17 protein-coding genes are annotated in these 23,622 nt (G+C 35.3%); 3 read left to right on the forward strand and 14 right to left on the reverse strand.

Features of this window, described 5'->3' with window-relative positions; translation table 11 throughout:
• Nucleotides 1-79: 79 nt before the first annotated feature.
• The 7 genes from secDF to EQG63_RS06720 form a co-directional block, all read right to left on the reverse strand.
• Nucleotides 80-3,049, reverse strand: a complete 2,970-nt coding sequence (secDF, locus tag EQG63_RS06690) for a protein translocase subunit SecDF (protein ID WP_129435585.1) — start codon at nucleotides 3,047-3,049, stop codon at nucleotides 80-82.
• Nucleotides 3,050-3,243: 194 nt separating this feature from the next.
• Complete coding sequence (gene mdh, locus EQG63_RS06695; RefSeq protein ID WP_129435586.1) at nucleotides 3,244-4,179, reverse strand: malate dehydrogenase; 936 nt, start codon at nucleotides 4,177-4,179, stop codon at nucleotides 3,244-3,246.
• Between the two features lie 26 nt (nucleotides 4,180-4,205).
• On the reverse strand, nucleotides 4,206-6,146 hold the full coding sequence (gene gyrB / locus EQG63_RS06700; protein WP_129435587.1) for a DNA topoisomerase (ATP-hydrolyzing) subunit B: 1,941 nt from the start codon (nucleotides 6,144-6,146) through the stop codon (nucleotides 4,206-4,208).
• Nucleotides 6,147-6,510: 364 nt separating this feature from the next.
• Nucleotides 6,511-8,193 carry an asparagine synthase B gene (gene asnB, locus EQG63_RS06705; protein WP_129435588.1) on the reverse strand — a complete coding sequence of 561 codons (1,683 nt, stop codon included), beginning with the start codon at nucleotides 8,191-8,193 and terminating at the stop codon, nucleotides 6,511-6,513.
• A 176-nt stretch (nucleotides 8,194-8,369) separates the two neighbouring features.
• The gene (locus tag EQG63_RS06710; RefSeq protein WP_129435589.1) at nucleotides 8,370-8,819 is read right to left on the reverse strand and encodes a GreA/GreB family elongation factor; all 450 of its coding nucleotides are present in this window, start codon (nucleotides 8,817-8,819) and stop codon (nucleotides 8,370-8,372) included.
• 94 nt (nucleotides 8,820-8,913) lie between these two features.
• A complete protein-coding gene (locus tag EQG63_RS06715) occupies nucleotides 8,914-10,686 on the reverse strand; it encodes a TonB-dependent receptor (protein WP_129435590.1) in 1,773 nt (590 codons plus the stop codon).
• A gap of 57 nt (nucleotides 10,687-10,743) precedes the next feature.
• Nucleotides 10,744-13,755, reverse strand: a complete 3,012-nt coding sequence (locus EQG63_RS06720) for a tetratricopeptide repeat protein (protein ID WP_129435591.1) — start codon at nucleotides 13,753-13,755, stop codon at nucleotides 10,744-10,746.
• Between the two features lie 152 nt (nucleotides 13,756-13,907).
• Between EQG63_RS06720 and EQG63_RS06725 the strand changes: the two genes are divergently transcribed.
• The 3 genes from EQG63_RS06725 (at nucleotide 13,908) to EQG63_RS06735 (ending at nucleotide 16,962) form a co-directional block, all read left to right on the forward strand.
• A complete protein-coding gene (locus tag EQG63_RS06725) occupies nucleotides 13,908-14,591 on the forward strand; it encodes a cell division ATP-binding protein FtsE (RefSeq protein WP_129435592.1) in 684 nt (227 codons plus the stop codon).
• 114 nt (nucleotides 14,592-14,705) lie between these two features.
• A complete protein-coding gene (hemN, locus tag EQG63_RS06730; RefSeq protein WP_129435593.1) occupies nucleotides 14,706-16,070 on the forward strand; it encodes an oxygen-independent coproporphyrinogen III oxidase in 1,365 nt (454 codons plus the stop codon).
• A 196-nt stretch (nucleotides 16,071-16,266) separates the two neighbouring features.
• Entirely contained in the window at nucleotides 16,267-16,962 is a 696-nt protein-coding gene (locus EQG63_RS06735) for a DUF4386 domain-containing protein (protein ID WP_164974474.1), read from the forward strand.
• Nucleotides 16,963-17,066: 104 nt separating this feature from the next.
• Here the strand turns inward: EQG63_RS06735 and EQG63_RS06740 are convergent, their stop codons facing one another.
• From EQG63_RS06740 to ccoN, 7 genes are all read right to left on the reverse strand, one after another.
• Nucleotides 17,067-17,297, reverse strand: a complete 231-nt coding sequence (locus tag EQG63_RS06740) for a YdcH family protein (protein ID WP_129435595.1) — start codon at nucleotides 17,295-17,297, stop codon at nucleotides 17,067-17,069.
• A gap of 28 nt (nucleotides 17,298-17,325) precedes the next feature.
• Entirely contained in the window at nucleotides 17,326-18,027 is a 702-nt protein-coding gene (locus tag EQG63_RS06745; RefSeq protein WP_129435596.1) for a sulfite exporter TauE/SafE family protein, read from the reverse strand.
• A 74-nt stretch (nucleotides 18,028-18,101) separates the two neighbouring features.
• Nucleotides 18,102-18,548: a FixH family protein gene (locus tag EQG63_RS06750; protein ID WP_129435597.1), complete on the reverse strand. Its 447-nt coding sequence runs from the start codon at nucleotides 18,546-18,548 to the stop codon at nucleotides 18,102-18,104.
• A gap of 245 nt (nucleotides 18,549-18,793) precedes the next feature.
• Nucleotides 18,794-20,215, reverse strand: a complete 1,422-nt coding sequence (ccoG, locus tag EQG63_RS06755; protein ID WP_129435598.1) for a cytochrome c oxidase accessory protein CcoG — start codon at nucleotides 20,213-20,215, stop codon at nucleotides 18,794-18,796.
• A gap of 82 nt (nucleotides 20,216-20,297) precedes the next feature.
• Complete coding sequence (locus EQG63_RS06760) at nucleotides 20,298-21,221, reverse strand: cbb3-type cytochrome c oxidase N-terminal domain-containing protein (RefSeq protein WP_129435599.1); 924 nt, start codon at nucleotides 21,219-21,221, stop codon at nucleotides 20,298-20,300.
• An 11-nt stretch (nucleotides 21,222-21,232) separates the two neighbouring features.
• Entirely contained in the window at nucleotides 21,233-21,427 is a 195-nt protein-coding gene (locus EQG63_RS06765; RefSeq protein ID WP_129435600.1) for a CcoQ/FixQ family Cbb3-type cytochrome c oxidase assembly chaperone, read from the reverse strand.
• Nucleotides 21,428-21,433: 6 nt separating this feature from the next.
• Complete coding sequence (ccoN, locus tag EQG63_RS06770) at nucleotides 21,434-23,620, reverse strand: cytochrome-c oxidase, cbb3-type subunit I (RefSeq protein ID WP_129435601.1); 2,187 nt, start codon at nucleotides 23,618-23,620, stop codon at nucleotides 21,434-21,436.
• Nucleotides 23,621-23,622: the final 2 nt, after the last annotated feature.

A 23,622-nucleotide genomic window follows, 5' to 3' on the forward strand; every position in this document is an offset into this window, starting at 1 on the left:
TCAGACCACGTCCTCAATCATCAATAACAAAAAAAAGTCCCAATTGCTTGGGACTTTAAAAATATTTAAAACTTCTGAATTATTTGTTTAATTCAGCGTGTCTTTTTTCAATTTCTTCTTTATCTTTTTTAGACAACGTATCAACCAATACTGGTGTTGCGATGAATAAAGAAGAATAAGTTCCAATTACAATTCCAATTAACATGGCGAAAATGAATCCTCTAATTGATTCTCCACCAAAAACGAACATAATTGCCAATACTAAAATCATTGTTAATGATGTATTGATTGTTCTTGATAAGGTAGTATTAATAGATTCGTTTACAATATGTTTGAAATCACCTTTTAAATTACCCGCTAAGAACTCACGAATTCTATCAAATACAATTACGGTATCATTCATAGAGTATCCGATTACGGTTAAGATAGCCGCAATAAAATGCTGATCCATTTCCATGTGGAAAGGCATGAATTTGTAACATAATGAATATACTCCTAATACGAAGATTACGTCGTGTGCTACCGCTGCTAAAGCTCCTAATGAGTATCCTAACTTACGGAAAGAAACTACTAAGTATAAAGCAACAACTAACATCGCTCCGATTACTGCCCAGAATGAGTTTGTTTTAATATCGTTAGAGATAGCCGCACTTACTTTAGATCCAGACAACATACCTAATGTTTTTCCTTCTGTTAAAGTGATGAATTTCTCATAAGTCATTCCTGGGAAATGTTTCGATAATCCTTCAAATAACATTTTGTTTACTTCTTCATCAACTGCTACACCTTCTTCTTCGATTTTATATTTAGTTGTAATTCTTAATTGATCAGAACCACCAAATACTTTAGCTTCCGTTGTAACTCCATATACTTTAGATAATTCTTCAGCGATTTCAGAAGCCACAACTGGTTTTTCGAATTTCACTTGGAATGTTCTACCTCCAACAAAATCAACCCCTTGGTCTAATCCATTTACAAAGAAAATAGAAACCAAACTGATTACTGTTACTGCTAATGAGAAACCGTAAGAGAATTTTTTAACTTTTAAGAAGTCGAAGTTATATCCTGTAAACCATTTTTTTGACCACGAGTTAGCGAATTCTAATTTAGTTCCTTTAGCAACTGCTCTATCTAATAAAATTCTTGTAATGAAAATCGAAGTAAATAAAGATGTTACGATACCGATTAATAAAGTTGTTGCAAAACCTTTAATTGGTCCAGTACCAAAAACATATAAGATAGCACCTGTTAATACGTGTGTTACGTTAGCATCAATGATAGAACGCATAGCACCTGTCCAAGAAAACGATTTTTTAACAGCATCCACTAAACTTAAACCGTGACGCAATTCTTCTTTTGCTCTTTCGTAAATAATAATATTCGCATCTACCGCAGTACCTAATGTTAATACGATACCTGCAATACCTGGTAATGTTAATACAGCACCTAAACTTGCTAAAATTCCGAATAAGAATAATAAGTTGATCACTAAAGCAATATTAGCATACCAACCTGCTTTTCCGTAATATACTAACATCCATAACGCTACTAATAATAATCCTACTAATGCAGAAGTAGTACCGTTATCAATTGCTTTTTGACCTAAAGATGGTCCTACAACTTCCGATTGAACAATCTCTGCTGCTGCTGGTAATTTACCCGCACGTAATACATTAGCTAAATCCTTCGTTTCTTCTAAAGTAAAAGAACCTGAAATTTCTGAACGTCCACCAGCAATTGGTCCTGAAGTTACTCCAGGTGCCGAATACACTATATTATCTAAAACAATAGCAATACTATTTTTTTGAGAATATACTCTTCCTGTTAATTCTTCCCAAATTTTTGCTCCTTTACCGTTCATTTGCATCGAAACAGCAGGTTTACCCATTTGGTCAAAAGTATCAGCAGCTTCCACTAATACACTTCCACTCATTGGAGGTGTGTTGGTTCTGTTTCCTTTTAATGCATATACTTCAACAGCTTCTGCTTCATCCGATTTTGCTTTACCGTACGTAAATTTAACATCAGCTAAATTACTTGGCAACATTGCTTTGATATCAGCTCTTTTAAAATAAGCATTTACGGCAGCAGTATCTTTAACAGCAATCATTCCGATTACTGTTCCACCTTGTTGGAAAGGCATTAATTTATCAAATAAAGGATTGTTTCCTTTAGTTGCAGCAGCAGAATCTTTCGATTTAGCTCCTAATAATTCATTTATTTTAGAACCTTTGTTAGCTGTAGTATCTTTTGCAACAACAGTTTTTTCAGTTTTTTTCAAAGCATCATTAACTGCCATCAAGTAGTTTCCTACTTCTTCTACTTTATACGTTTCCCAAAACTCTAATTGAGCTGTAGAAGACAATAATTTTTTAGCTCTATCTACATCTTTAGCACCTGGTAATTCTACCAAGATACGTCCAGTGTTTCCTAATTTTACGATGTTTGGTTGTGTTACACCAAATTTGTCGATACGCTCACGTAATACTCCAAAAGCACTTTCTACAGATTCATCCACTTTTTTAGCGATAACTGCTTTTACTTGTGATTCTGATTTTGTATCGTTGATTTGATCTGCTAAATTTCTGTTTCCAAAAACATCTGGAGATGATAATTTTGTTCCTGTACCTGCAGAAGCAGCTTCGAAAGCATCATAAAAGGCATCTAAAAAAGATTGATTTCCTTGTTGATTCTTTTTAGCATCGGCTAACGCTTTGTTGAATACTGGATTTTGAGTATTGTTTGCTAACGTTTTCAATACGTCTTTAACCGAAATTTGAAGCGTTACGTTAATACCTCCTTCAAGGTCAAGACCTTTGTTAATTTGCTTGTCAGCCACTTCATTATAAGTGAAATCAGTAAATCCTAAGCTAAACACTTTTTCTTTACCAATAGAATCAAGATATTTGATTTCTTTTTCTTGATTTCCGTTTGCAAAAGCTTTTGCATCACTTTTAACTTTGCTAGCAACAAAAGTGAATGTAAGTTGATAAATACTTACAAGAGCAAATAAAATTGCAAAAAACTTAATTAGTCCTCTATTTTGCATTCTGTGTAAAAATTAATTAATTCTTTTAATTTAGTTTTGGTTAGTTTGATAAAAAATAAAGCGGAAAACACCACCCCATTTTTACAAAACGTGCAAATATATAATTCTGAAAATGATTAACCAATTTATTTATTGATTAATATGAAAAAAAAGACTGCAAAAAAAGCAGTCTTTTTTGTTTTATTTTGAAATACTTATGACAAAACCGAAGCCAAAGCATCATTCATCCCACGAACTGCATCGGCAGACTTCGCAAATAAAGCTTTTTCAGCATCGTTTAGTTTAATATCTAAAATTTCTTCTACTCCATTTTTACCGATAATACATGGTACTCCGATACAAATGTCGTTTTGTCCGTACTCGCCTTCTACAAAAACAGAACAAGCAATCATTTTCTTTTGATCGTTCAAGATAGAATCTACCAAATACGCTACAGAAGCTCCTGGCGCATACCAAGCTGAAGTTCCTAACAATCCTGTTAAAGTAGCTCCACCCACCATAGTATCAGCTGCTACTTTATCCAATTGCTCTTGTGATAAAAATTGAGAAACTGGAATACCATTATAAGAAGCCAAACGTGTTAACGGAATCATAGTAGTGTCTCCGTGACCACCAATAACCATAGCAGAAATGTCGTTTGCTGGTTTGTCTAAAGCCAACGATAAATACGTTCTAAAACGTGAGCTATCTAAAGCACCACCCATACCGATGATTCTGTTTTTAGGTAGTCCTAATGATTTGTATGCCAAATAAGTCATCGTATCCATTGGATTTGATACAATTACGAAAATAGCATTTGGAGAATGTTGCAATAAGTTTTCCGCAACTGATTTTACAATTCCAGCGTTAATTCCGATTAATTCCTCACGCGTCATTCCTGGTTTTCTAGGAATTCCAGAAGTAATTACTACTACATTACTTCCAGCAGTTTTACTATAATCGTTAGTAACACCAGTAACTTTTGTATTAAAACCTGTGTTGGTTGCACATTGTGTAATATCTAATGCTTTACCTTCTGCAAAACCTTCACGAATGTCTAACAATACGATTTCACTTGCAATTCCTCTATAAGCCATCACATCGGCGCAAGTTGCCCCTACGTTTCCAGCTCCAACTATTGTAACTTTCATTTTTATATATTTATTCGGTTATTTTATTATGCGTCAATATTTGCGTACACCGCATTTTTCTCGATGAATTCTCTACGTGGCGGTACTTCGTCACCCATCAACATTGAAAACACTCGATCCGCTTCAGTTAAACTATCGATATTCACTTGTCTAAGCGTTCTGAAATCTGGATTTAAAGTCGTTTCCCACAATTGTTCAGCGTTCATCTCTCCAAGACCTTTATAACGTTGAATTCCTGCTCCACCGCCCATTTTTTCATTGGCTGCATCACGTTGTGCTTCTGTCCAGCAGTATTCTTTTTTATTTCCTTTTTTCACCAAATATAAAGGTGGAGTCGCGATATACACGTGACCTTCTTCGATTAATTCTTTCATAAAACGGAAGAAGAACGTTAAAATCAAGGTAGAAATGTGACTACCGTCAATATCAGCATCACACATGATCACTACTTTGTGGTAACGTAACTTTTCTAAGTTTAAGGCTTTACTGTCTTCTGCTGTACCAATAGTTACACCAAGTGCGGTGAATATATTTCGAATCTCTTCGTTTTCGAATACTTTATGGTGCATTGCTTTTTCAACGTTCAAAATCTTACCACGCAATGGCAAAATAGCTTGAAAGGCACGGTCACGACCTTGTTTAGCCGTTCCACCTGCCGAGTCTCCCTCGACAAGGAAAATTTCACATCTTTCTGGATCTTGTTCAGAACAATCTGATAATTTACCTGGTAGACCTCCACCACCCATAACGGTTTTACGTTGCACCATTTCACGAGCTTTTTTCGCTGCATGACGGGCTTGGGCTGCTAAGATTACTTTTTGAACAATGATTTTCGCATCATTCGGATTTTCTTCCAAATAGTTTTCTAACATCTCCGCAACAGCTTGCGAAACGGGAGAAACTACTTCTCTATTTCCTAATTTCGTTTTGGTCTGACCTTCGAATTGCGGTTCTGCCACTTTTACCGAAATAATTGCAGTTAACCCTTCACGGAAGTCATCACCTGAAATTTCAAATTTTAATTTATCTAACAATCCAGAAGCATCGGCATACTTTTTCAACGTACGGGTTAATCCCATACGGAAACCTTGTAAATGAGTTCCTCCTTCATGTGTATTAATATTATTTACGTAAGAGAAAATGTTTTCCGAGTAACTTTCGTTATAAATCAAAGCTACTTCAACAGGAATTTCTCCTTTTTCGTTTTCCATTGAAATTACGTGACCAATGATTGGCACACGGTTTCCATCTAAAAACTTAACGAATTCTTTCAATCCTTCTTTAGAATGAAATACTTCGCTTCTTACTTGTCCTTTATCATCAATATCACGTTTGTCGGTCAGCGTTATAGTAATTCCTTTATTCAGGAAAGATAATTCACGCATACGAGCCGCCAACGTATCATAAGAATACTCTAAGGTTTGGGTAAAAATTGTCCCATCTGGTTTAAAAGTAACGACAGTTCCACGTTTATCAGTGGTTCCGATTTGTTTCACCGGATACATCGCTTTTCCTTTTTCATACTCTTGTTCGTAGATTTTTCCTTCTCTGTGAACTGTAGCACGTAAATGGTCAGAAAGTGCATTAACACATGACACCCCAACTCCGTGAAGACCTCCAGAAACTTTATACGAATCTTTGTCGAATTTTCCACCGGCACCAATTTTGGTCATTACTACTTCAAGAGCAGAAACACCTTCTTTTTTGTGCATGTCTACCGGAATACCACGACCATTATCTTCTACAGAAATGGAATTGTCTTCATTTATAATTACACCAATGGTATCACAATGACCAGCTAACGCCTCATCGATAGAGTTATCTACTACCTCATAAACCAAGTGGTGTAAACCTCTAACTCCAGTATCTCCAATATACATCGAAGGACGCATACGAACATGCTCCATTCCTTCTAGCGCCTGAATACTATCGGCCGAATAACTATTCTTTTTTTGTTCTTCGCTCATATTATCTTTTTCGAAATTGCATTATTTTGTCAAACACGCAAATATAAGCAAATAGGTATCAATTTTAACAGAAAAAACAGCAAAACACCTCGAAGTTATCAACAACTGTTAATAACGAGATAATGCCTTAAATCGATTAAAAATAGTCTTAAAATGGATTTGCTTGTTGTTTTTGAATCCCAAAAAAAAGTGAAATGAAAAAATTGATTTAAAGCCTTTAAAATTGATTTTTTTTAAATTAAAAAATAATATTTCACCCAAACAATTTAAAAAAACCCCAATCAGTAAGGACTAATTGAGGTTTTAACTTCCTATTCATCGTAGTGTGAATTTATATGGAAGTTTCAAGTTATATAACCTAACTTTAAATTGTTATTTCTTTTACATAGGCCTCTTCGTGCACATTCGCCACTGCCCTACCTGAAGGATCATTCAAGTTTTTAAAAGCTTCATCCCATTCTAAAGCGATTTTGGTACTACAAGCTACACTCGCTTCTTGTGGCACACAAAGAGCTGCAGCGTCACTTGGAAAATGTTCGGTAAAAATAGAACGGTAATAATACTCTTCTTTGGACGTTGGCGTTTGCAATGGAAATTTATATTTCGCATTCGCCAATTGTTCATCGGATACTGCTTCTGCTACCACTTCTTTCAAAGTATCAATCCAGCTATAGCCTACCCCATCGCTAAATTGTTCTTTTTGTCTCCACGCCACACTTTCCGGTAACATTTCTTCGAAAGCTTTACGAAGTACCCATTTTTCCATACGTTCTCCGTTAATCATTTTGTCTTGAGGATTGATACGCATGGCTACATCCATGAATTCTTTGTCTAAAAACGGTACACGTCCTTCAATTCCCCATGCCGCTAAACTTTTGTTTGCACGCAAGCAATCATACATATGAAGTTTACCCAATTTACGGACAGTTTCTTCGTGAAATTCTTTGGCATTCGGGGCTTTATGAAAATACAAATACCCGCCAAACAATTCATCAGAACCTTCACCCGACAGCACCATTTTAATTCCCATCGATTTGATCACGCGCGCCATTAAATACATTGGTGTAGAAGCTCTAACCGTAGTGACGTCGTACGTTTCTAAGTTATAAATCACATCTCGAACAGCATCAAGTCCCTCCTGAATGGTAAATTTAATTTCGTGGTGAATCGTTCCAATATGATCAGCCACTACTCTAGCCGCTTTCAAATCGGGAGAACCTTCTAACCCTACTGCAAAAGAATGCAGTTGTGGATACCAGGCTTCAGTCGTATCATCAGATTCAATTCTTTTTTGTGCATATTTTTTGGCGATTGCAGAAGTGATAGAAGAATCCAATCCGCCCGAAAGCAATACCCCATAAGGAACATCACTCATTAGTTGACGATGTACAGCTGCTTCCAAAGCTTCTTTCAATTCTTGAATATTGGTTTGGTTTTCTTTCACCGCCTCAAATTCTGTCCATTCCCTTTTGTACCATTGTACAAATTGGCCGTCTTTACTAGACAAATAATGTCCTGGTGGAAATAATTCAATTTTAGTACAAAATCCTTCCAATGCTTTTAATTCGGAAGCCACATAAAACGTACCGTGTTGGTCCCAACCAATATATAACGGGATAATTCCCATATGGTCACGCGCTACGAAATATTCATCATTTTCAGCATCGTATATGGCGAAACCGAAAATTCCGTTAAGTTCATCCACAAAATGAACACCTTTTTCTTGGTACAACGCTAAAATCACTTCACAATCGCTTTCCGTTTGAAAAGTATATCTGCCTTCAAATTGTTTGCGTAAAACTCTATGGTTATAAATTTCACCATTTGCAGCCAAAATCAATTTTTTATCCTCACTTAATAAAGGTTGCTTTCCAGAAGCGGGATCGACAATAGCCAAACGTTCATGAGCTAGAATGGCTTTATCATCACTATAAATCCCACTCCAATCCGGTCCGCGATGACGGATAATCTTGGCCATTTCCAATACTTGAGGTCGTAAGGTTTCTGATTTTTGCTTTAAGTCAAAGGCGCATACAATTCCACACATTTTATTTCAGTTTTAATTACATTATTATTTATATCTGAAACAAAATTGCAGTTTAAGATTGTATATTAAAACTAAAAAATTAATTTTAGTTACATTTTAAAACTTTAAGAAGAATAAACTAAATATTATGTAACTTCTGATAATTTAAAAAAGGAGAAAAGGTTAGAAATTGTAATTTAAACGATATCGATGATTGTGTATTCTACCGAATTTAATTGGAAATCATGACCGACCTTTTTTCCCATTAATTGCATTCCTAAGGGAGATTGTGGAGAAATTCCGAAGATATTTTGACCGTCAATAGCAATTTTAGGTAAAGCGGTGCTAATATAGACGGTTAATTTATTAGTTTTCACCAAACTGCCTAAGCCTACATTTTTATGGATACTTGAAGCGTCTAGCTTGTCCAGGATAGTCTTTTGTTCGATAGCTTCCTTTAGTTTGTTAGTAAGTTTTTCTTGTTCGATATGCATCATTGACAATGCCGTTTCGTGCTTGTCACCTGCAGAACCTTTGGCATCATTTTTCGAATCTTCTGTTAAACCGGCAATCATGTCTTGAAAAACATCGATTTTGTCCTGAATGATTTGAGAATATTGGGAATGTATTGTTTGCTTTAAAGTCATTTAATAGATTGTTAGACTACTAAGAAATTTGGACTTCCTAGAATTTTCAAAAGTATCTAAAAATCTAAGAAGTCTGCTAATCTAATTTTCTCTTTTAAAAATCAAACTTATAGCTGGCCCCTATAATCCCTTGTGCGCCTTGTACCGGATAATTTAACCATTTTTGATAGTTTTGATTGGCTAAATTGTTTCCTTTTAAGAAAAACGTCAAGCGATCATTGTGTTTGTACCCAACGTGTGCATTGATATCAAAATACCCTTCCAAAGTTTGGATAGTATCTGGATTTGTAAAGCCGTTAAAATTGGTAAACTGATCTTTACGCTCGCCAACATAAAATAATTGTGTTCCTGCGTAGAACTTTTGCCCAACATTAAAATCGGAAGTAAAAGTCACTTTTACAGTAGGCAAATTCCATGCTTCTTCTTGAAAAGTAGTGTCATAAGCACTTACTTGTCCGTTGATCCCAAGCGCTATGTTTTTATTCACATCGGCTTTTAATTCGCCATAAAACGAAATAGTTTTCAAATTATCGTACACAACATTGTAAGAATTTCCATAGCTGTAATTTTGTGAAGGTGCCGAAAGATATTCGTTACTTTTAAACAATGCTTTATTGTTTGAAGTATCATAGGAAGCTTTCAAATTATAGGCTACAGAATTTGCTAATTTCCCTCTCAAACCTGCATAAATATTGAATTTATTATCGGTTGGATTGATATCTAATGTTGGAGATAAAAACTTGTTTTGCGTCACAAAGTTTTCATATGTATTTTGTTGTAAACCACCTTCAGCACCCGCCACAAAAACCATTAAATCACCCACTAATTTATAAGACGCTTTAATTTTCGGATAAACATAAATTCCGTTATCATTTCCTTCATTTACCCCTGAGAAGGTATTTTTAAGACGAGCATGATAAGCAACTTCCGCCCCTAATTCGATAGATAAATCATCTTTCAGAATGGTAAAACTTGGGTTTCCACTAAAAATAAGATTCGATTTTTCAATATTCGTTGCCACATTCGGAATTGGAGTAGTAATTGCGTAATTAGTATCGAAGCTAGTGTTCGCATAATCCAAATTAAACTTCATTTTTACAGCAGTATTTCCTAAATCAAAATTAAAGTTAGGCTTGACGATAAAACGATTTTCACGAGATCCATAATCATCTGAAAAACCAATATAATTCACATTTAGTTTTTCAAAAAAACTTTTTGTAATTGCCAATTCAGAACCAATTTTGAAGGTATTATAGACATGTTTCGGATTTATTGTATCGATAACAACAGGATTGAAATTCGGATTTTTCAATGGTAAACCATACCAGTAATAGCCTTCTCTTTGATAGCCCAAATCCAATTTAAAGCTAGTATCTTCTTTGTTGTAGCCATACATTGCGCCAAGCGAGACATCATAAAAACCATTATCTAAAACAGCTCCTTTTACACCTCCATCTGAATTTAAATAGCGAAACATACCTCCTGCATACTGATAATTATCGAGTTCGTGAGTTACAAATAACTCGGCATTTAAAGTGCTGTAATTTCCATAACCAACGGTTAAGTAATTTGGAAATAATTTTTCTTCTTTAGCTTTGTCTACCGCTGCAGCTTTTCCTTTTGCAGGAGCAAAAGTAGAAGCTACTGGAAAAGAGAAAATTTTATATTTTATTTCTTCTTTATTGGCTGTTTCCGTATCGTCTAAGACAGGTACTTCTTTGACTTTATAGGCATCAGAAATGGTCGGTGTGTAAGGTTTTACAACGTTTACCACTTCGGTACCAATATTATCATCCTTCTTTTGGGCGAAGGAAAATTGAATCGTTAAAACTAGTATAAGCGAGGTATATATTTTGATTTTGTTCATAGATTTTATTTTAAAAATGACTCATCGACAAGCTCAGAGTGACCACTGATTTATAAATTATCCTTTAATTGATGAATTTGTTTTGGCTTCTTCAGCTTTGATTGCATTCAATTCAGTTTGAGCTTCAGCAATGACATCGTCGAATTCCTTGAAGTTTTTAATGACACTCTCCAAAATGTAAGTCGCTTGGAAACTATCTTTCAATCCGTAGAAATTTTTAGCCATTACGATTAATCCCTTGGCTCCAAAATATTTATATCCTGAATACTCTTTGGCTAATTTTTGTACAACGGTATTAGACGCTTCAAATTTTAGGTCTTTATTTTTGAAATAAGCATCATAATACAAGGCTTCCGCCATTAGTTCCCCTTTGGCAATTTTAAGTAATCGTGCATACGCCTCTCTAGCTTTAGGTTCGTTATTCGTTTGCACGGCAGAACGCGCCACTATAATTTGGGCATCACTTTTTATTTTGTTATCCATCTTAGGATTTTCCAAAACTTTATCGGCATAAATTACTGCGTTAGCATAATCTTTTTTATCATAATACGCCTTCATTAAATTCGCCTGTGCATAGGTTTTGTTTTGTGGAAAATCCGATTCTGATTCTAAACGAAGTAATACAGGAATTGCTTTTTCAGAATCATTTTTCTTCACATAAATTTCCGCTAAACGTGATAACGATTGTTCGGTGTATTCGTTTCTGGCTTTCGAAATCACATTTTCGTAATATTTCGTGGCACTAGAAGTATTTCCGCCTTTGTACTGCAAATCGGCTAAATAATAATTCGCTTTCAATGCATGTACTCCGTTTGGAAACGAGGTTACATAACTTGTTAAGTTCGTAATGGCTTGTTGCGTATTTCCTTGCGCATATTGCTTTTCGGCAGCTTCCCAAGTATCGTTATCCAATTCGGCATCGGTTACTTCTACGAAATCTAAAGTTCTCACCCAAGTGGCATATTCATCTACTTTTCCTTGATCAACATAAATCAAGCGCGCTGTTTTCACTGCTTCGTTGGCCTCATCGGTTCTTGGAAATTCGGCCGCCACTTTCTTGAATTTCGTTAAAGCTGAGTCATCTTTATCCGCATTATAATAAATCAACCCTTGACGTAAAATGGCACGAGCCGTATAACTTCCTTTTTTATATTCCGAAATTAACTGATCGTAGGTTTTTATTGCCGAATCTTTTTGATTCATTTGCGTATAGGTATTTCCCATTTCAAATAACGCGTCATCTCGGTATTGCGAATCCGGATAGTTTTTTAGGAAACTAGTAAATTCAGATATTTTTCTTTCATTTTTACCTGTAAATCCATACGAAATGGCTTTTTGAAACGCGGCATAATCACCATCCACTCCCTTTAAGGCAATCGCTCTGTCATACGCCTCAATTGCCGTAGCATATTTGGAAGTCACAAAACGACTATCCGCCAAACGCAAATAAGCATCTACCAAACGTGTTTTATCTTCTTTAGAGGTTTCGGTATATTTTTGAAAATAAGTCGCTGCTTGATCGTATTCTTTTAGTTTGAAATGAGCATACGCAATATTATAGTTCACACTTTTAAATTCTGGTGTGGAGGAAGCTTCAGCAGAAGCAACAAACTGTTTAAAACTAGACAAGGCATTGGTAAAATCATCCAAAACATATTCGGTTTCGGCTTTCCAGAAAGTAGCACGAGCGGTAAATTTAGCGTCTTTTGATTCGGCGATTGATTTTTTGAAATTTGTCAATGCCTCTTTGTAATTTCCATCTGTAAACAATTCCAATCCACGATAAAAAGTCACTTTTTGATAGGCTGCTCTATTGCTAACCGATTTATTTCTTTCCAATACAATCAATGCTTCCTTATAATTTTTGGATGTGATATAGGAATTGATTAACAAACTTTCAATCTCTGTTTTATTCGGATTATTGGGATATTTCGTCATGAAACCATTTAATACATCGGGAACACTTTGGTAGGAATTTCCGATATCATAACTCACACGAGCATAATTCAAAAAGGCATCTTCTTGAATTTTTAAGTCGAAAGTCATTTCCGAAGCTGTTTTAAACGCATTTAACGCTTGCTGTTTTTTATCGGTTTTGAGATAACTTTCACCTAAATGATAGTAGGCATTTTGAGCTACAGCGTCGTTTCCACTAATAATTTTATTGAATTGAGAAATGGCACTTTCATAATCATTTTGCTTGTAGAATGCATAGCCCAATTGATAATAATCGTTATTGTTCCACTTTCCTTTCTTTCCTTTGTATTCTTTTAAATACGGAATGGCTTTATCGTATTGCTTTAGTTCAAAATAACTTTGACCAATAATTCGGTTCAATTCTGATTTTTCGGCTGGAGAAGATTTTGCCATTGCCTTTTGCCCTAATTCGATAGCTTTGTCAAATTTTCCGGCTTTGAAATTCATATCCGCTTGAAAATACGATAGTTTTTCTTTGTATTTTTCTTCGCCTTCTACTTGTTCAAAATATTGAGAAGCTTCTTCATAATTATCGCCTTCATAGGCCAAAAATCCTAAGTAATATTTGGCTTGCGATCCATATTCTTTAGAATTAACTACTTTATTGAAATAAATTTTAGCTGCTTTTTTGTCTCCTGAATTGAAAAAAGTATAGGCCTTATAAAAATTAAAACGTTCTTTTTCATCGGAAGTCAACGTACTTTCTTCTACTTTATCAAACCATTGATGGGATTGCACGTATTGTCCTTGCTCAAAATAATAGGTAGCCAAATCGATATACGCTAAATTCAGTTTGGTACTGGTTGGATAATTTCTAATAAAATTTTCCATTTGCTCTTCCGCACCCGATTGTTTGATTCGAATCGCACAAGTGGCAGCATAATAAGCACAATCGGATTCAGTTTCTTCGTTCGTTTTTTGACCGACTTTGTTAAAGATAATTTGAGCCGATTGGTACTGTTTGTTTTTAAACAAGGTCAAAGCGTTGTTATAATCGACTAAATTATTGGTATAAACTTCTGATTGTTGACTTACAACCGTTTGCGAACTTAGTGAAATTGTTAGGAGTAGAAACAAAGGTATTTTGCGCATAGAAAATGATTTTAACGATTCAAATTTAGTATTTTCTTACCTGTAAAACGAGTAAAAATCGGCTTTAGTATCTTAAATTATTCACAATCCGAAAATTTATTTTGAATACCTACGTTAACTTATTACTTTTACCAAAATAAATATCAAAAACTATGTCTCAAACTATTTTATCGTTACATAACGTTACCATATATCAAGAAGGAAATAAAATTTTATCGGATGTAAATTTAAAAGTCAACCCAGGAGAATTTTTATACATTATTGGTAAAACGGGTTCTGGAAAAAGTAGTTTTATGAAAACGCTTTACGGTGATTTACCATTAACGCATGGAGAAGGAACTATTGTCGATTATGATTTGAATGGATTAATTGATAATGACATTCCGTTTTTGAGACGTAAAATTGGAATTGTATTTCAGGACTTCAAATTATTACCCGATCGTACAGTAAATGCAAACATGCACTTTGTTTTAAAAGCAACAGGTTGGGAAGATGAAGCAGAAATGCAGGCTAAAATTGATGAAGTTTTGGACAAAGTAGGCATGAAAAACTGGGCCAACAAAATGCCACACCAATTATCGGGTGGAGAGCAGCAACGTGTAGCAATTGCTCGTGCTTTGTTAAATGATCCTGAATTAATCCTAGCGGATGAACCTACTGGAAACCTTGATCCACAAACCAGTATGGAGGTGATGGAAGTCTTGAAAAAAATTAACGAAAATGGTAAAACTATCGTTATGGCAACACATGATTATGCGTTGTTAATGAAATATCCTGCAAAGACTTTAAAATGTGAAGACGGAGCAATATTTGAAGTAGTACAAAGAACCGTATAATTTACTTAAATAATAATAAAAGGGAAGCATATGCTTCCCTTTTCCTTTTATGATAATTATCATTTCGTGAGGTTTTTTGGTATTGTACTTTTGAACTTGTAAAGCTCGTAAAGTATGTCGCTCTCATTAATTCAAAAATACAATGTTCCTGGTCCACGCTATACCAGCTACCCTACTGTTCCGTATTGGGTGGAAGACGTTTTTAGTATCGAACTATGGAAAAAAACATTGCTCCAATCCTTTGCGCAAAGCAACGCCACCGAAGGTATTAGCTTGTACATACACTTACCTTTTTGCGAAAGTTTGTGTACTTTTTGCGGTTGTCACAAACGAATTACCAAACGTCATGAAGTAGAACATCCCTACATTGAAGCCGTGTTAAAGGAATGGCAATTGTACTGCCAGCTATTTCCCGAAAAACCAATAATCAAGGAAATTCATTTGGGAGGGGGTACCCCAACATTTTTTTCTGCAGTAAACTTGCAACGCTTAATTAATGGTATTTTAAGTAAGGCAGCAGTCGCTGAAAATTATGAATTCAGTTTTGAAGGTCATCCCAACAATACTACTCGCGAACACTTACAAACTTTATACAACTTAGGATTCCGTAGAGTAAGTTTTGGAGTACAGGATTATGCCGAAAAAGTACAAAATGCCATACACCGCATTCAGCCGTTTCATAATGTGGCGAAAGTCACTTTTTGGGCCAAAGAAATTGGCTATACCTCTATTTCCCATGACTTAGTGTTTGGATTGCCTTTTCAAAGTGTTGAAAATATTGTGGATACCATTGAAAAAACAAATTCATTGTCGCCCGATCGATTAGCTTTTTATAGCTATGCCCATGTACCTTGGATGAAAGGGAACGGACAACGTGGTTTTAAAGATGAGGATGTACCCAGAGATGACGAAAAACGCAAATTATATGAAATCGGCAAACAACTGTTGGCTAAAAAAGGCTACCACGAAATTGGTATGGATCATTTTGCTAAGAAAAGAGACAGTCTTTTTACCGCTTTTCAAGAAGGAAACTTACACCGCAATTTTATGGGGTATACGGCTTCTAAAACACAATTAATGATTGGTTTAGGAGTTTCTTCAATTAGTGACAGTTGGTTTAGTTTTGCGCAAAATGAAAAAACGCTAGAGGACTATTACGCCCGATTGGAACAAAACGAAATCCCAGTGTATCGAGGACATCTATTAACTGAGGAAGACTTAATCATACGAAAACACATCTTGAACCTCATGTGTCAGTTTACCACTTCCTGGTACGATACACACAACTATTTCGATGAATTACCAGAAGTGCTAACACAATTAAAAGAAATGGAAAGTGATGGTTTGTTAATCCTGCAACACAATGCGATTACTGTAACCGAAAAAGGCAAACCTTTTGTGCGCAACATTTGCATGGCATTTGACTTACGCTTAAAACGCAATGCGCCTCAAACACAATTGTTCTCGATGACAGTATAGGTTTTGTTTATAATCTTTTCGATTTCGCTTGGGGATTTTTTGTTAATTTGAAAGGTTATGTTCATTTCTATTTAGAAGTGCAGAAATTTTAAAGAAAAGGATAAGGCAAAAAAACTTGCAAAATGAATGTAACGAAAAGTAAATTTAACTGACAGATATAGCAATGCGGCAAAAATTAATATCTGCCTCCTACAAAATGATTTCAAATAAAAATTTAGCTCGAATTGCAGGCTTTTGCTATCTAATTGTAATAACTACAGGATTATTTTCTGAGGTTTTTGTTAGACAAACGCTTAGGGTCTCAAACAATGCTTTAATTACTGCACATAACATTCAAAACAACGAAATGCTTTTTCGTTGGGGTTTTGTAACTGACCTAATCAACTTTGTAGTCGGATTACCAACCATACTGATTATTTATTATTTGTTCAAACAAACAAATAAGCTATTACTTCAACTAGCAGTAACATTTGTAATTATCCAAACGGCTATAATTGGAGTAAATCTTCTGAATCAAATTTCACCATTATTATTATTAAGCAACGATACTTACTTAAATACCCTCCAACCTGATCAACTGGCAACCCTTTCTTTATTATCACTAAACATTCAAATACAAGGCTACGCTATAGGTCTGGTCTTCTTTGGATTTTACTGTATAATTGTAGGATATGTCATTTATAAATCAAATTTTATACCGAAGCTATTTGGTGTACTTTATGCCATTACAGGTCTGTGCTACTTGGTAAATAGCTTTACTATGTTCCTTTCAAAAGGATTTCAAAATCCTTTATTTATATATCTAGCTATTCCTATTTTTATTGGAGAATTATCACTTTGCTTGTGGTTGCTCATTAAAGGAATTGACACCTCAAAAATAGTTGAAAAATAAAATCACCCTTAACCTAAAAAACATCTACCGCTAACAATAATTTTGTGCCATTTTTAAAATGATTATACAAAAAACCTCTTCCAGAATGAAAGAGGTTTTTCTTTTTAATTCTTCAATTTAGTGAAGATTTCATCTTTTAAAAACAATAATTTTGCTTTTAGTTCGTGCATGTGCTCATCCGTTGTTGATTGGGCGCCCGAATTGTATTTATGCACTTCATGTTCTACTTCGTGGTATTCGTCAAATAATTTTCTAAAGTGGTTATCGCTTGTTTTTAAATCGTGAATTTTTTCAGTGAATTCTGGGAATTCATTTAGTAGGTTGTGTCTTTCCATTTTTTATTCGTTTTAAATTAGTTTACTATTATCTACAATGTGGATTATTCTGAACAAACAAGTTGATTGTACTTGGAGAAATAAAAGGAATTCCGAGTCCCAACCCACGAAGAATAAACAAGGTCCCAATTCCTACCGCTACAACAGGAATAATTTTTTGCATAGTATTTCGAAGTGGCTGCTTTATTAAATTAGAAGCATAAACCACCGCGCTCATCATAGGGATGGTTCCAACGCCATATAAAATCATATAAGCGATACTTAGTGTAACTTCTTGCATGGCAATGGCACCAAAAAGAGCTACATAAACCAATCCGCAGGGCAAGAACCCATTGAGCAAACCAATAGTGAATAAAGAACCGTAGGTTTTCTTTTTGAATTGAGCTCCCAATCTAGTCTTTGCTCTAGAAATCAATTGAAAAATCGGTTTGGAAAAATTGAAAGTAGCAAATACCTTTTCTGGCACTAAAACGACTAAAATCATCAAGATTCCTAAAAAAAATGATAATTTTTGTTGAAAACCCGCTAAAAAAAGTCCTCTGCCCAAAATACCAAAAAACAAACCTAATATTGAATAGGCAAAAATTCTTCCAATATGGTACGTAATAATTTGTGTTGCTTTCTTCGTTTCATTATTGCGATCTACGGGTAGCATCATTGCGATGGGACCACACATCCCAATGCAATGCAAACTGCTAATTAACCCGAATAGGAATGCTGTGTATAACATCTTTTTTAGAGTAAATAAGAAAGATAAAAGAGTAAAGATTTCTTTATTCTTTGCTCTTTGCTCTATTTTCTATATTACAAATTCACTTTCTCTTTGTTCAAATATCCTTTTCCTTTATACGTCCAATCTACAGAAATGTCCCAACGACCGCCAGTCAACTTTGTTTTAGGTATGAGCAAATTGGAAGAAGACAACGAAATCGGAATTTCGAAATCTAATTTCTGACTTGACGGTCGATACAAGGACACTTTTCCTTCTATTTTGGCATAATCGAAATCCGTTGGAAAACTAATTAATAATCCTTCTGATTTGGTTGCAACTGTAACTTTATCTTTTAAATTATAGGCATTTTGTGACTTATCCAATTGTTCTTGATAGCCTATTTCTTTTTTGTAATACTCTTCTGTGACCATTTCATAATCGTAATTGGTGTCGCTTTGTACTTTGAAAACAAAATACAAGATGAAGGTGATAAACAATGCAAATGCGACTACTATTCCTTTTCCCCAGTTCATGTTCATAATTTCTATATTTTTTTGGGGCGTACCCCTCGTTTTCAACTTTCAATTCCTTTCAACTTTTTTAGTAACTCGGGGCGGGCTTTCCGCACTCGCTTTTATTTTGTTGTCTCTGGCTTCGAGAACCTCAGCCCATAGGCAACAAAATGAAAGAGCTCAAACAAAGCGTCAATCCCTTACGCGGTTATCAATAACAATGTCAAAAATCAATAGCATTTAATTTCAAACTTAAACTATTAAACTCGACACTAATTAAAGCTTCTAGGTCCCAAGAAATTAGTAGTCGCGGTTTCTAACAATAGATGATTGTTATAAATTTCAACTTTTATTTCGGTCTTGTCGCCTTGTAAAAAAGCAGGGTTAATTTCAATGAATAAGGTTCCTTGTGCCAAAGAATCTTTTTTTACATGAATGTCTTGATGCCCTACCAATTGTATCCTTCCGGTTGGATTCACTAACTTAAAATGAATATTATCAAAATCATCCATTGTTTTGTTGATTATTTTATAGGTAAATACATTACTGATATTTTCACCTTTATGTTCGTACAACTGTCCTGGTAAACGTAAAATATTCGCTTCGACATCATTTCGTAAACACAACATCCCGATAAATATCCCAATCAAAATCACCAAAACGGCCACATATCCTTTCATTCTAGTGGTAAAGACAAATTTTTCTTTTTTGACCACCTCATCTTCACTCGCATATCGAATTAAATTGATTGGCAAATCAATACTTTTCATAATAATGTTACATTCATCAATACAAGCTGTACAATTCACACATTCCAATTGCACACCGTTTCTGATGTCAATTCCAGTTGGACAAACATTTACACATTGGTGACAATCAATACAATCTCCTTTACCAAAAGCACTTCTATCTTCTCCTTTTTTAAATTTTGCACGACCACTTTCTCCTTCACCACGAACATGATCATAAGTTACGTTAATAGTTTTGTTGTCTAATAAAACCCCTTGCATTCTGCCATACGGACAAGCAATAATACATACCTGTTCACGAAACCAAGCAAAAACAAAATAGAAAACGTAAGTAAAAACAATTAATGCAATTAGTGTATTCGTATTGTACAACGGTCCTTGACGCACCATATCTAACACGTGATCACTTCCAACAAAATATGCTAAAAACACGTTGGCAATCAAAAATGAAACCACATAAAAAATGAACCATTTGGTCGCTTTTTTTCTGATTTTTTCCGCATTCCATTCTTGTTTGTCGAGTTTGATTTGTGCGCCTCGATCCCCCTCAATCCAGTATTCTATTCTTCTGAAAACCATTTCCATGAAAATGGTTTGAGGACAAATCCATCCACAAAAAATACGTCCGAAAGCCACTGTAAATAATGCCAAACCCACTACTCCAATAATCATGAAGATTACGACCAAATGAAAATCTTGGGGCCAAAATGGATTTCCGAAAATCGAAAATTTTCGTTCCATAATGTTGAACAATAAAAACTGATTGCCGTTACGTTTCACAAATGGAGCTGCAAACAAAAGAACTAACAAGAAATAACTCACTAATTTTCGACGTTCGTACAATTTCCCTACTGGCTTTTTGGGATACACCCAAGCTCTTTTTCCTTGCTTGTCTATCGTTCCTATAGAATCTCTAAAACTATCGTCGTTTGATGGAGTTGCCATTTTTATTTATTTTTTCAATCCGTAGCACAAAGAATCTCATTTTGAAATTCTTCACAGTGCTAGGAGACAACATTAAATTTTACTATTTTGTTTTGGTTGAATCAGTTTTAACTTCAGATTTTACAGCGCCCTCTTCAATCCATATTTCTCCCTCAGGCGCTTTAGCACCAGCTGGATTCGTTCCTTGCAGACTTAACACATAACTCGCTACCTTTTGAATGTCAGAAGGTTTAATTTGGTCTTTCCATGAAATCATTCCTTTTCCTGCTCGACCTCCTTCCATAATAGTGTTGAATACATTTTTGATTCCGCCACCATTAATCCATTGCGGATCGGTTAAATTTGGACCAATTGCCCCACCTCCATCCGCTTTGTGACAAGCAATACAGTTGGTTTGAAAGATTGCTTTTCCTGCATTAATATCGGCAGCGTCAGTTAATAATGTTACTTTTTCTTTATCCATTAAATCGGGAGCTGTTTTTTTGTATTCCTCGACTTGCATTTTGGCATCGGCCATTTCTTTATCAAATTCAGTCTTTTGATCATCTGCTCCTAAAATGTGAAAACGCACCAAGTAAATAAACGCAAAGGCAATACAACCGTAGAATAAATACACCCACCATGGCGGAAGCACATTGTCAAGCTCTTGAATTCCATCATAATTGTGGTGTAAAAGCAGTTCGCCTTCCTCTTCCACTTTACGGGTACGCGTTAGCTTCGTCATCAGTTTTTTATAGAATTCTGTTTCGGTAAACGGAAGATTATCTTCTATTTCTTGTGCCTTACGTTGCTCGTCGGTTAATAAGGTATCTACTATTTTATTGGTGGCTTGTAAAACTAATTCTACCGCTACAAGAATTAGTAAAAAAATAAGCAAAACCACATTCAAAATGGGAAATTTTACAAAAGCAGGTTTGTTACCACTGTCGATAAAAAATTCCATAGCCATAAAAAATAAGGCGAATAAAACAGGAATTCTTACATATATGGGAAATAACTTTTTCATTGGTTATGCTATTAAAGATTTAAAAATTCATCAGATGTCCCTTCAGAAAAAGGCAAATCACTTAACTGTTCCATTTTTTCTTTATTATAAGTAAACACCCAAAAATAAAGTCCCACAAAAAAGAAGAAGAAGATTAGTAAGGATAGTATTGGATAGATCTCAATCCCTGAGATGGTCTCCATATTGTGTTTAAAAAACTTGAGCATGACAATCTATTTTTGAGTTTCTTTTACTTTAATATCGGTTCCCAAACGCTGTAAATAGGCAATTAAGGCAACAATTTCACGATCTTTCATAGGAACAAACATTTCCCCTTTTGTTTTGGCATTTTTCTCGCTTTGCGCATAGCTTTTTACAAAGTCAGGATCATTTTTTAGATTTTCTTCGATTTTGGAAGACTGAGCAGCAATTGAAGCTTTGGCGTTTTTAACTTCCTCATCGGTATAAGGAACACCAAGAGTTTGCATGACACTCATTTTTTTCTCGATTTGAGAATAGTCCATCGGTTTGTTATCAAACAACCATTTATACCCTGGCATAATCGAACCCGAAGAAGTACTTTGTGGATCCCACATGTGATTGAAATGCCAGTTATCATTATACTTACCTCCAACACGCATTAAATCTGGGCCAGTTCGTTTAGAACCCCATAAAAATGGATGGTCGTATACATATTCACCGGATTTTGAATATTCTCCATAACGGGCTACTTCCGAACGGAACGGACGAACCATCTGAGAGTGACAGCCTACACAACCTTCACGGATATACAAATCACGTCCTTCTAACTCAAGAGGTGTGTAAGGCTTTACACTCGAAATAGTTGGTATATTAGATTTTACTACTAAAGTTGGAACTATTTGAATCACACCTCCAATTAAAATAGCAATCGTAGCCAAAATGGTTAACTGTATTGGTTTTCTTTCTAACCATCCGTGGAATTTTTCTCCTTTTAATCGATACGGCGCAATTTTAGCCAAAGCAGGTGCTTCTGCCAATTCGTCTTCCACCGCATTTCCTTTTCGAACAGTTTGATAGGCATTGTACACCATCACTAACATTCCAACTAAATACAAAGTTCCTCCAATAGCACGCATGGCATACATGGGCATAATTTCGCTTACAGTTTCAAGGAAATTTCCATATACTAATGAGCCGTCTGGATTGAATTGTTTCCACATTTGGGCTTGTACAAATCCAGCCACATACATGGGTAAAGCATATAAAATAATTCCTAAAGTCCCAATCCAGAAATGGAAATTGGCTAATTTTTGAGAATACAATTCTGATTTGGTCAATCGAGGTAATAACCAATAGATGATACCGAAAGTCATAAACCCGTTCCACGCCAAAGCACCAACGTGCACATGAGCCACAATCCAATCGGTAAAGTGTGCAATTGCATTGACGTTTTTCAAGGACAACATCGGACCTTCAAAAGTGGCCATACCATAACCTGTAATGGCAACGACGAAGAATTTCAATACCACATCGGTACGCACTTTATCCCATACACCACGAAGTGTTAATAATCCGTTGATCATCCCACCCCAAGATGGCGCAATTAACATTATGGAGAAAACTACTCCAAGGTTTTGAGCCCAATCAGGTAAAGAAGTATACAACAAATGGTGTGGACCTGCCCAGATGTATAAGAAAATCAAGGACCAAAAATGGATAATGGATAAACGATATGAATATACCGGTCGATTGGCCGCTTTTGGCATAAAGTAATACATTAATCCTAAGAACGGAGTTGTAAGGAAAAAAGCCACCGCATTGTGACCATACCACCATTGCACCAAAGCATCTTGTACCCCAGCATAAACAGAATAAGACTTCATCCCGTTAACAGGTAATGCCAAGCTGTTAAAAATATGTAAAACAGCAACTGTAACAAATGTGGCAATGTAAAACCAAATGGCTACATACAAATGGCGTTCTCTTCTTCGAAGAATCGTCATAATCATATTAACACCAAACACTACCCAAATAACCGCGATAGCAATATCGATAGGCCATTCTAATTCGGCATATTCCTTAGAAGACGTATAACCTAAAGGCAATGAAATAGCGGCTGCTAAAATAATGAGTTGCCATCCCCAGAAGTTGATATTACTCATCACATCGCTATACATTCGGGTTTTAAGCAATCGTTGAATGGAATAATAGTATCCTGCAAACATTGCATTTCCAACAAAGGCAAAAATTACGGCATTAGTGTGTAAGGGACGTAAACGTCCGTAACTCAACCACGAAATACCATCGGTAAGGTTTGGGAATAAATACATCGTAGCCAATAAAAGCCCGACAGACATTCCAACAACCCCAAAAGCTATTGTGGCGTAAATGAACTTGTTTACAATTTTGTTATCGTAATAAAATTGTTGCATCTCCATAA

It is taken from the genome of Flavobacterium amnicola, from assembly GCF_004122165.1.
Lineage (GTDB): Bacteria > Bacteroidota > Bacteroidia > Flavobacteriales > Flavobacteriaceae > Flavobacterium > Flavobacterium amnicola.

Bases quoted from the DNA above. Each gene is read 5' to 3' on its own strand.
- secDF (WP_129435585.1), bottom strand. From the start codon at position 3,049: ATGCAAAATAGAGGACTAATTAAGTTTTTTGCAATTTTATTTGCTCTT.
- mdh (WP_129435586.1), bottom strand. From the start codon at position 4,179: ATGAAAGTTACAATAGTTGGAGCTGGAAACGTAGGGGCAACTTGCGCC.
- gyrB (WP_129435587.1), bottom strand. From the start codon at position 6,146: ATGAGCGAAGAACAAAAAAAGAATAGTTATTCGGCCGATAGTATTCAG.
- asnB (WP_129435588.1), bottom strand. From the start codon at position 8,193: ATGTGTGGAATTGTATGCGCCTTTGACTTAAAGCAAAAATCAGAAACC.
- EQG63_RS06710 (WP_129435589.1), bottom strand. From the start codon at position 8,819: ATGACTTTAAAGCAAACAATACATTCCCAATATTCTCAAATCATTCAG.
- EQG63_RS06715 (WP_129435590.1), bottom strand. From the start codon at position 10,686: ATGAACAAAATCAAAATATATACCTCGCTTATACTAGTTTTAACGATT.
- EQG63_RS06720 (WP_129435591.1), bottom strand. From the start codon at position 13,755: ATGCGCAAAATACCTTTGTTTCTACTCCTAACAATTTCACTAAGTTCG.
- EQG63_RS06725 (WP_129435592.1), top strand. From the start codon at position 13,908: ATGTCTCAAACTATTTTATCGTTACATAACGTTACCATATATCAAGAA.
- hemN (WP_129435593.1), top strand. From the start codon at position 14,706: ATGTCGCTCTCATTAATTCAAAAATACAATGTTCCTGGTCCACGCTAT.
- EQG63_RS06735 (WP_164974474.1), top strand. From the start codon at position 16,267: ATGATTTCAAATAAAAATTTAGCTCGAATTGCAGGCTTTTGCTATCTA.
- EQG63_RS06740 (WP_129435595.1), bottom strand. From the start codon at position 17,297: ATGGAAAGACACAACCTACTAAATGAATTCCCAGAATTCACTGAAAAA.
- EQG63_RS06745 (WP_129435596.1), bottom strand. From the start codon at position 18,027: ATGTTATACACAGCATTCCTATTCGGGTTAATTAGCAGTTTGCATTGC.
- EQG63_RS06750 (WP_129435597.1), bottom strand. From the start codon at position 18,548: ATGAACATGAACTGGGGAAAAGGAATAGTAGTCGCATTTGCATTGTTT.
- ccoG (WP_129435598.1), bottom strand. From the start codon at position 20,215: ATGGCAACTCCATCAAACGACGATAGTTTTAGAGATTCTATAGGAACG.
- EQG63_RS06760 (WP_129435599.1), bottom strand. From the start codon at position 21,221: ATGAAAAAGTTATTTCCCATATATGTAAGAATTCCTGTTTTATTCGCC.
- EQG63_RS06765 (WP_129435600.1), bottom strand. From the start codon at position 21,427: ATGCTCAAGTTTTTTAAACACAATATGGAGACCATCTCAGGGATTGAG.
- ccoN (WP_129435601.1), bottom strand. From the start codon at position 23,620: ATGGAGATGCAACAATTTTATTACGATAACAAAATTGTAAACAAGTTC.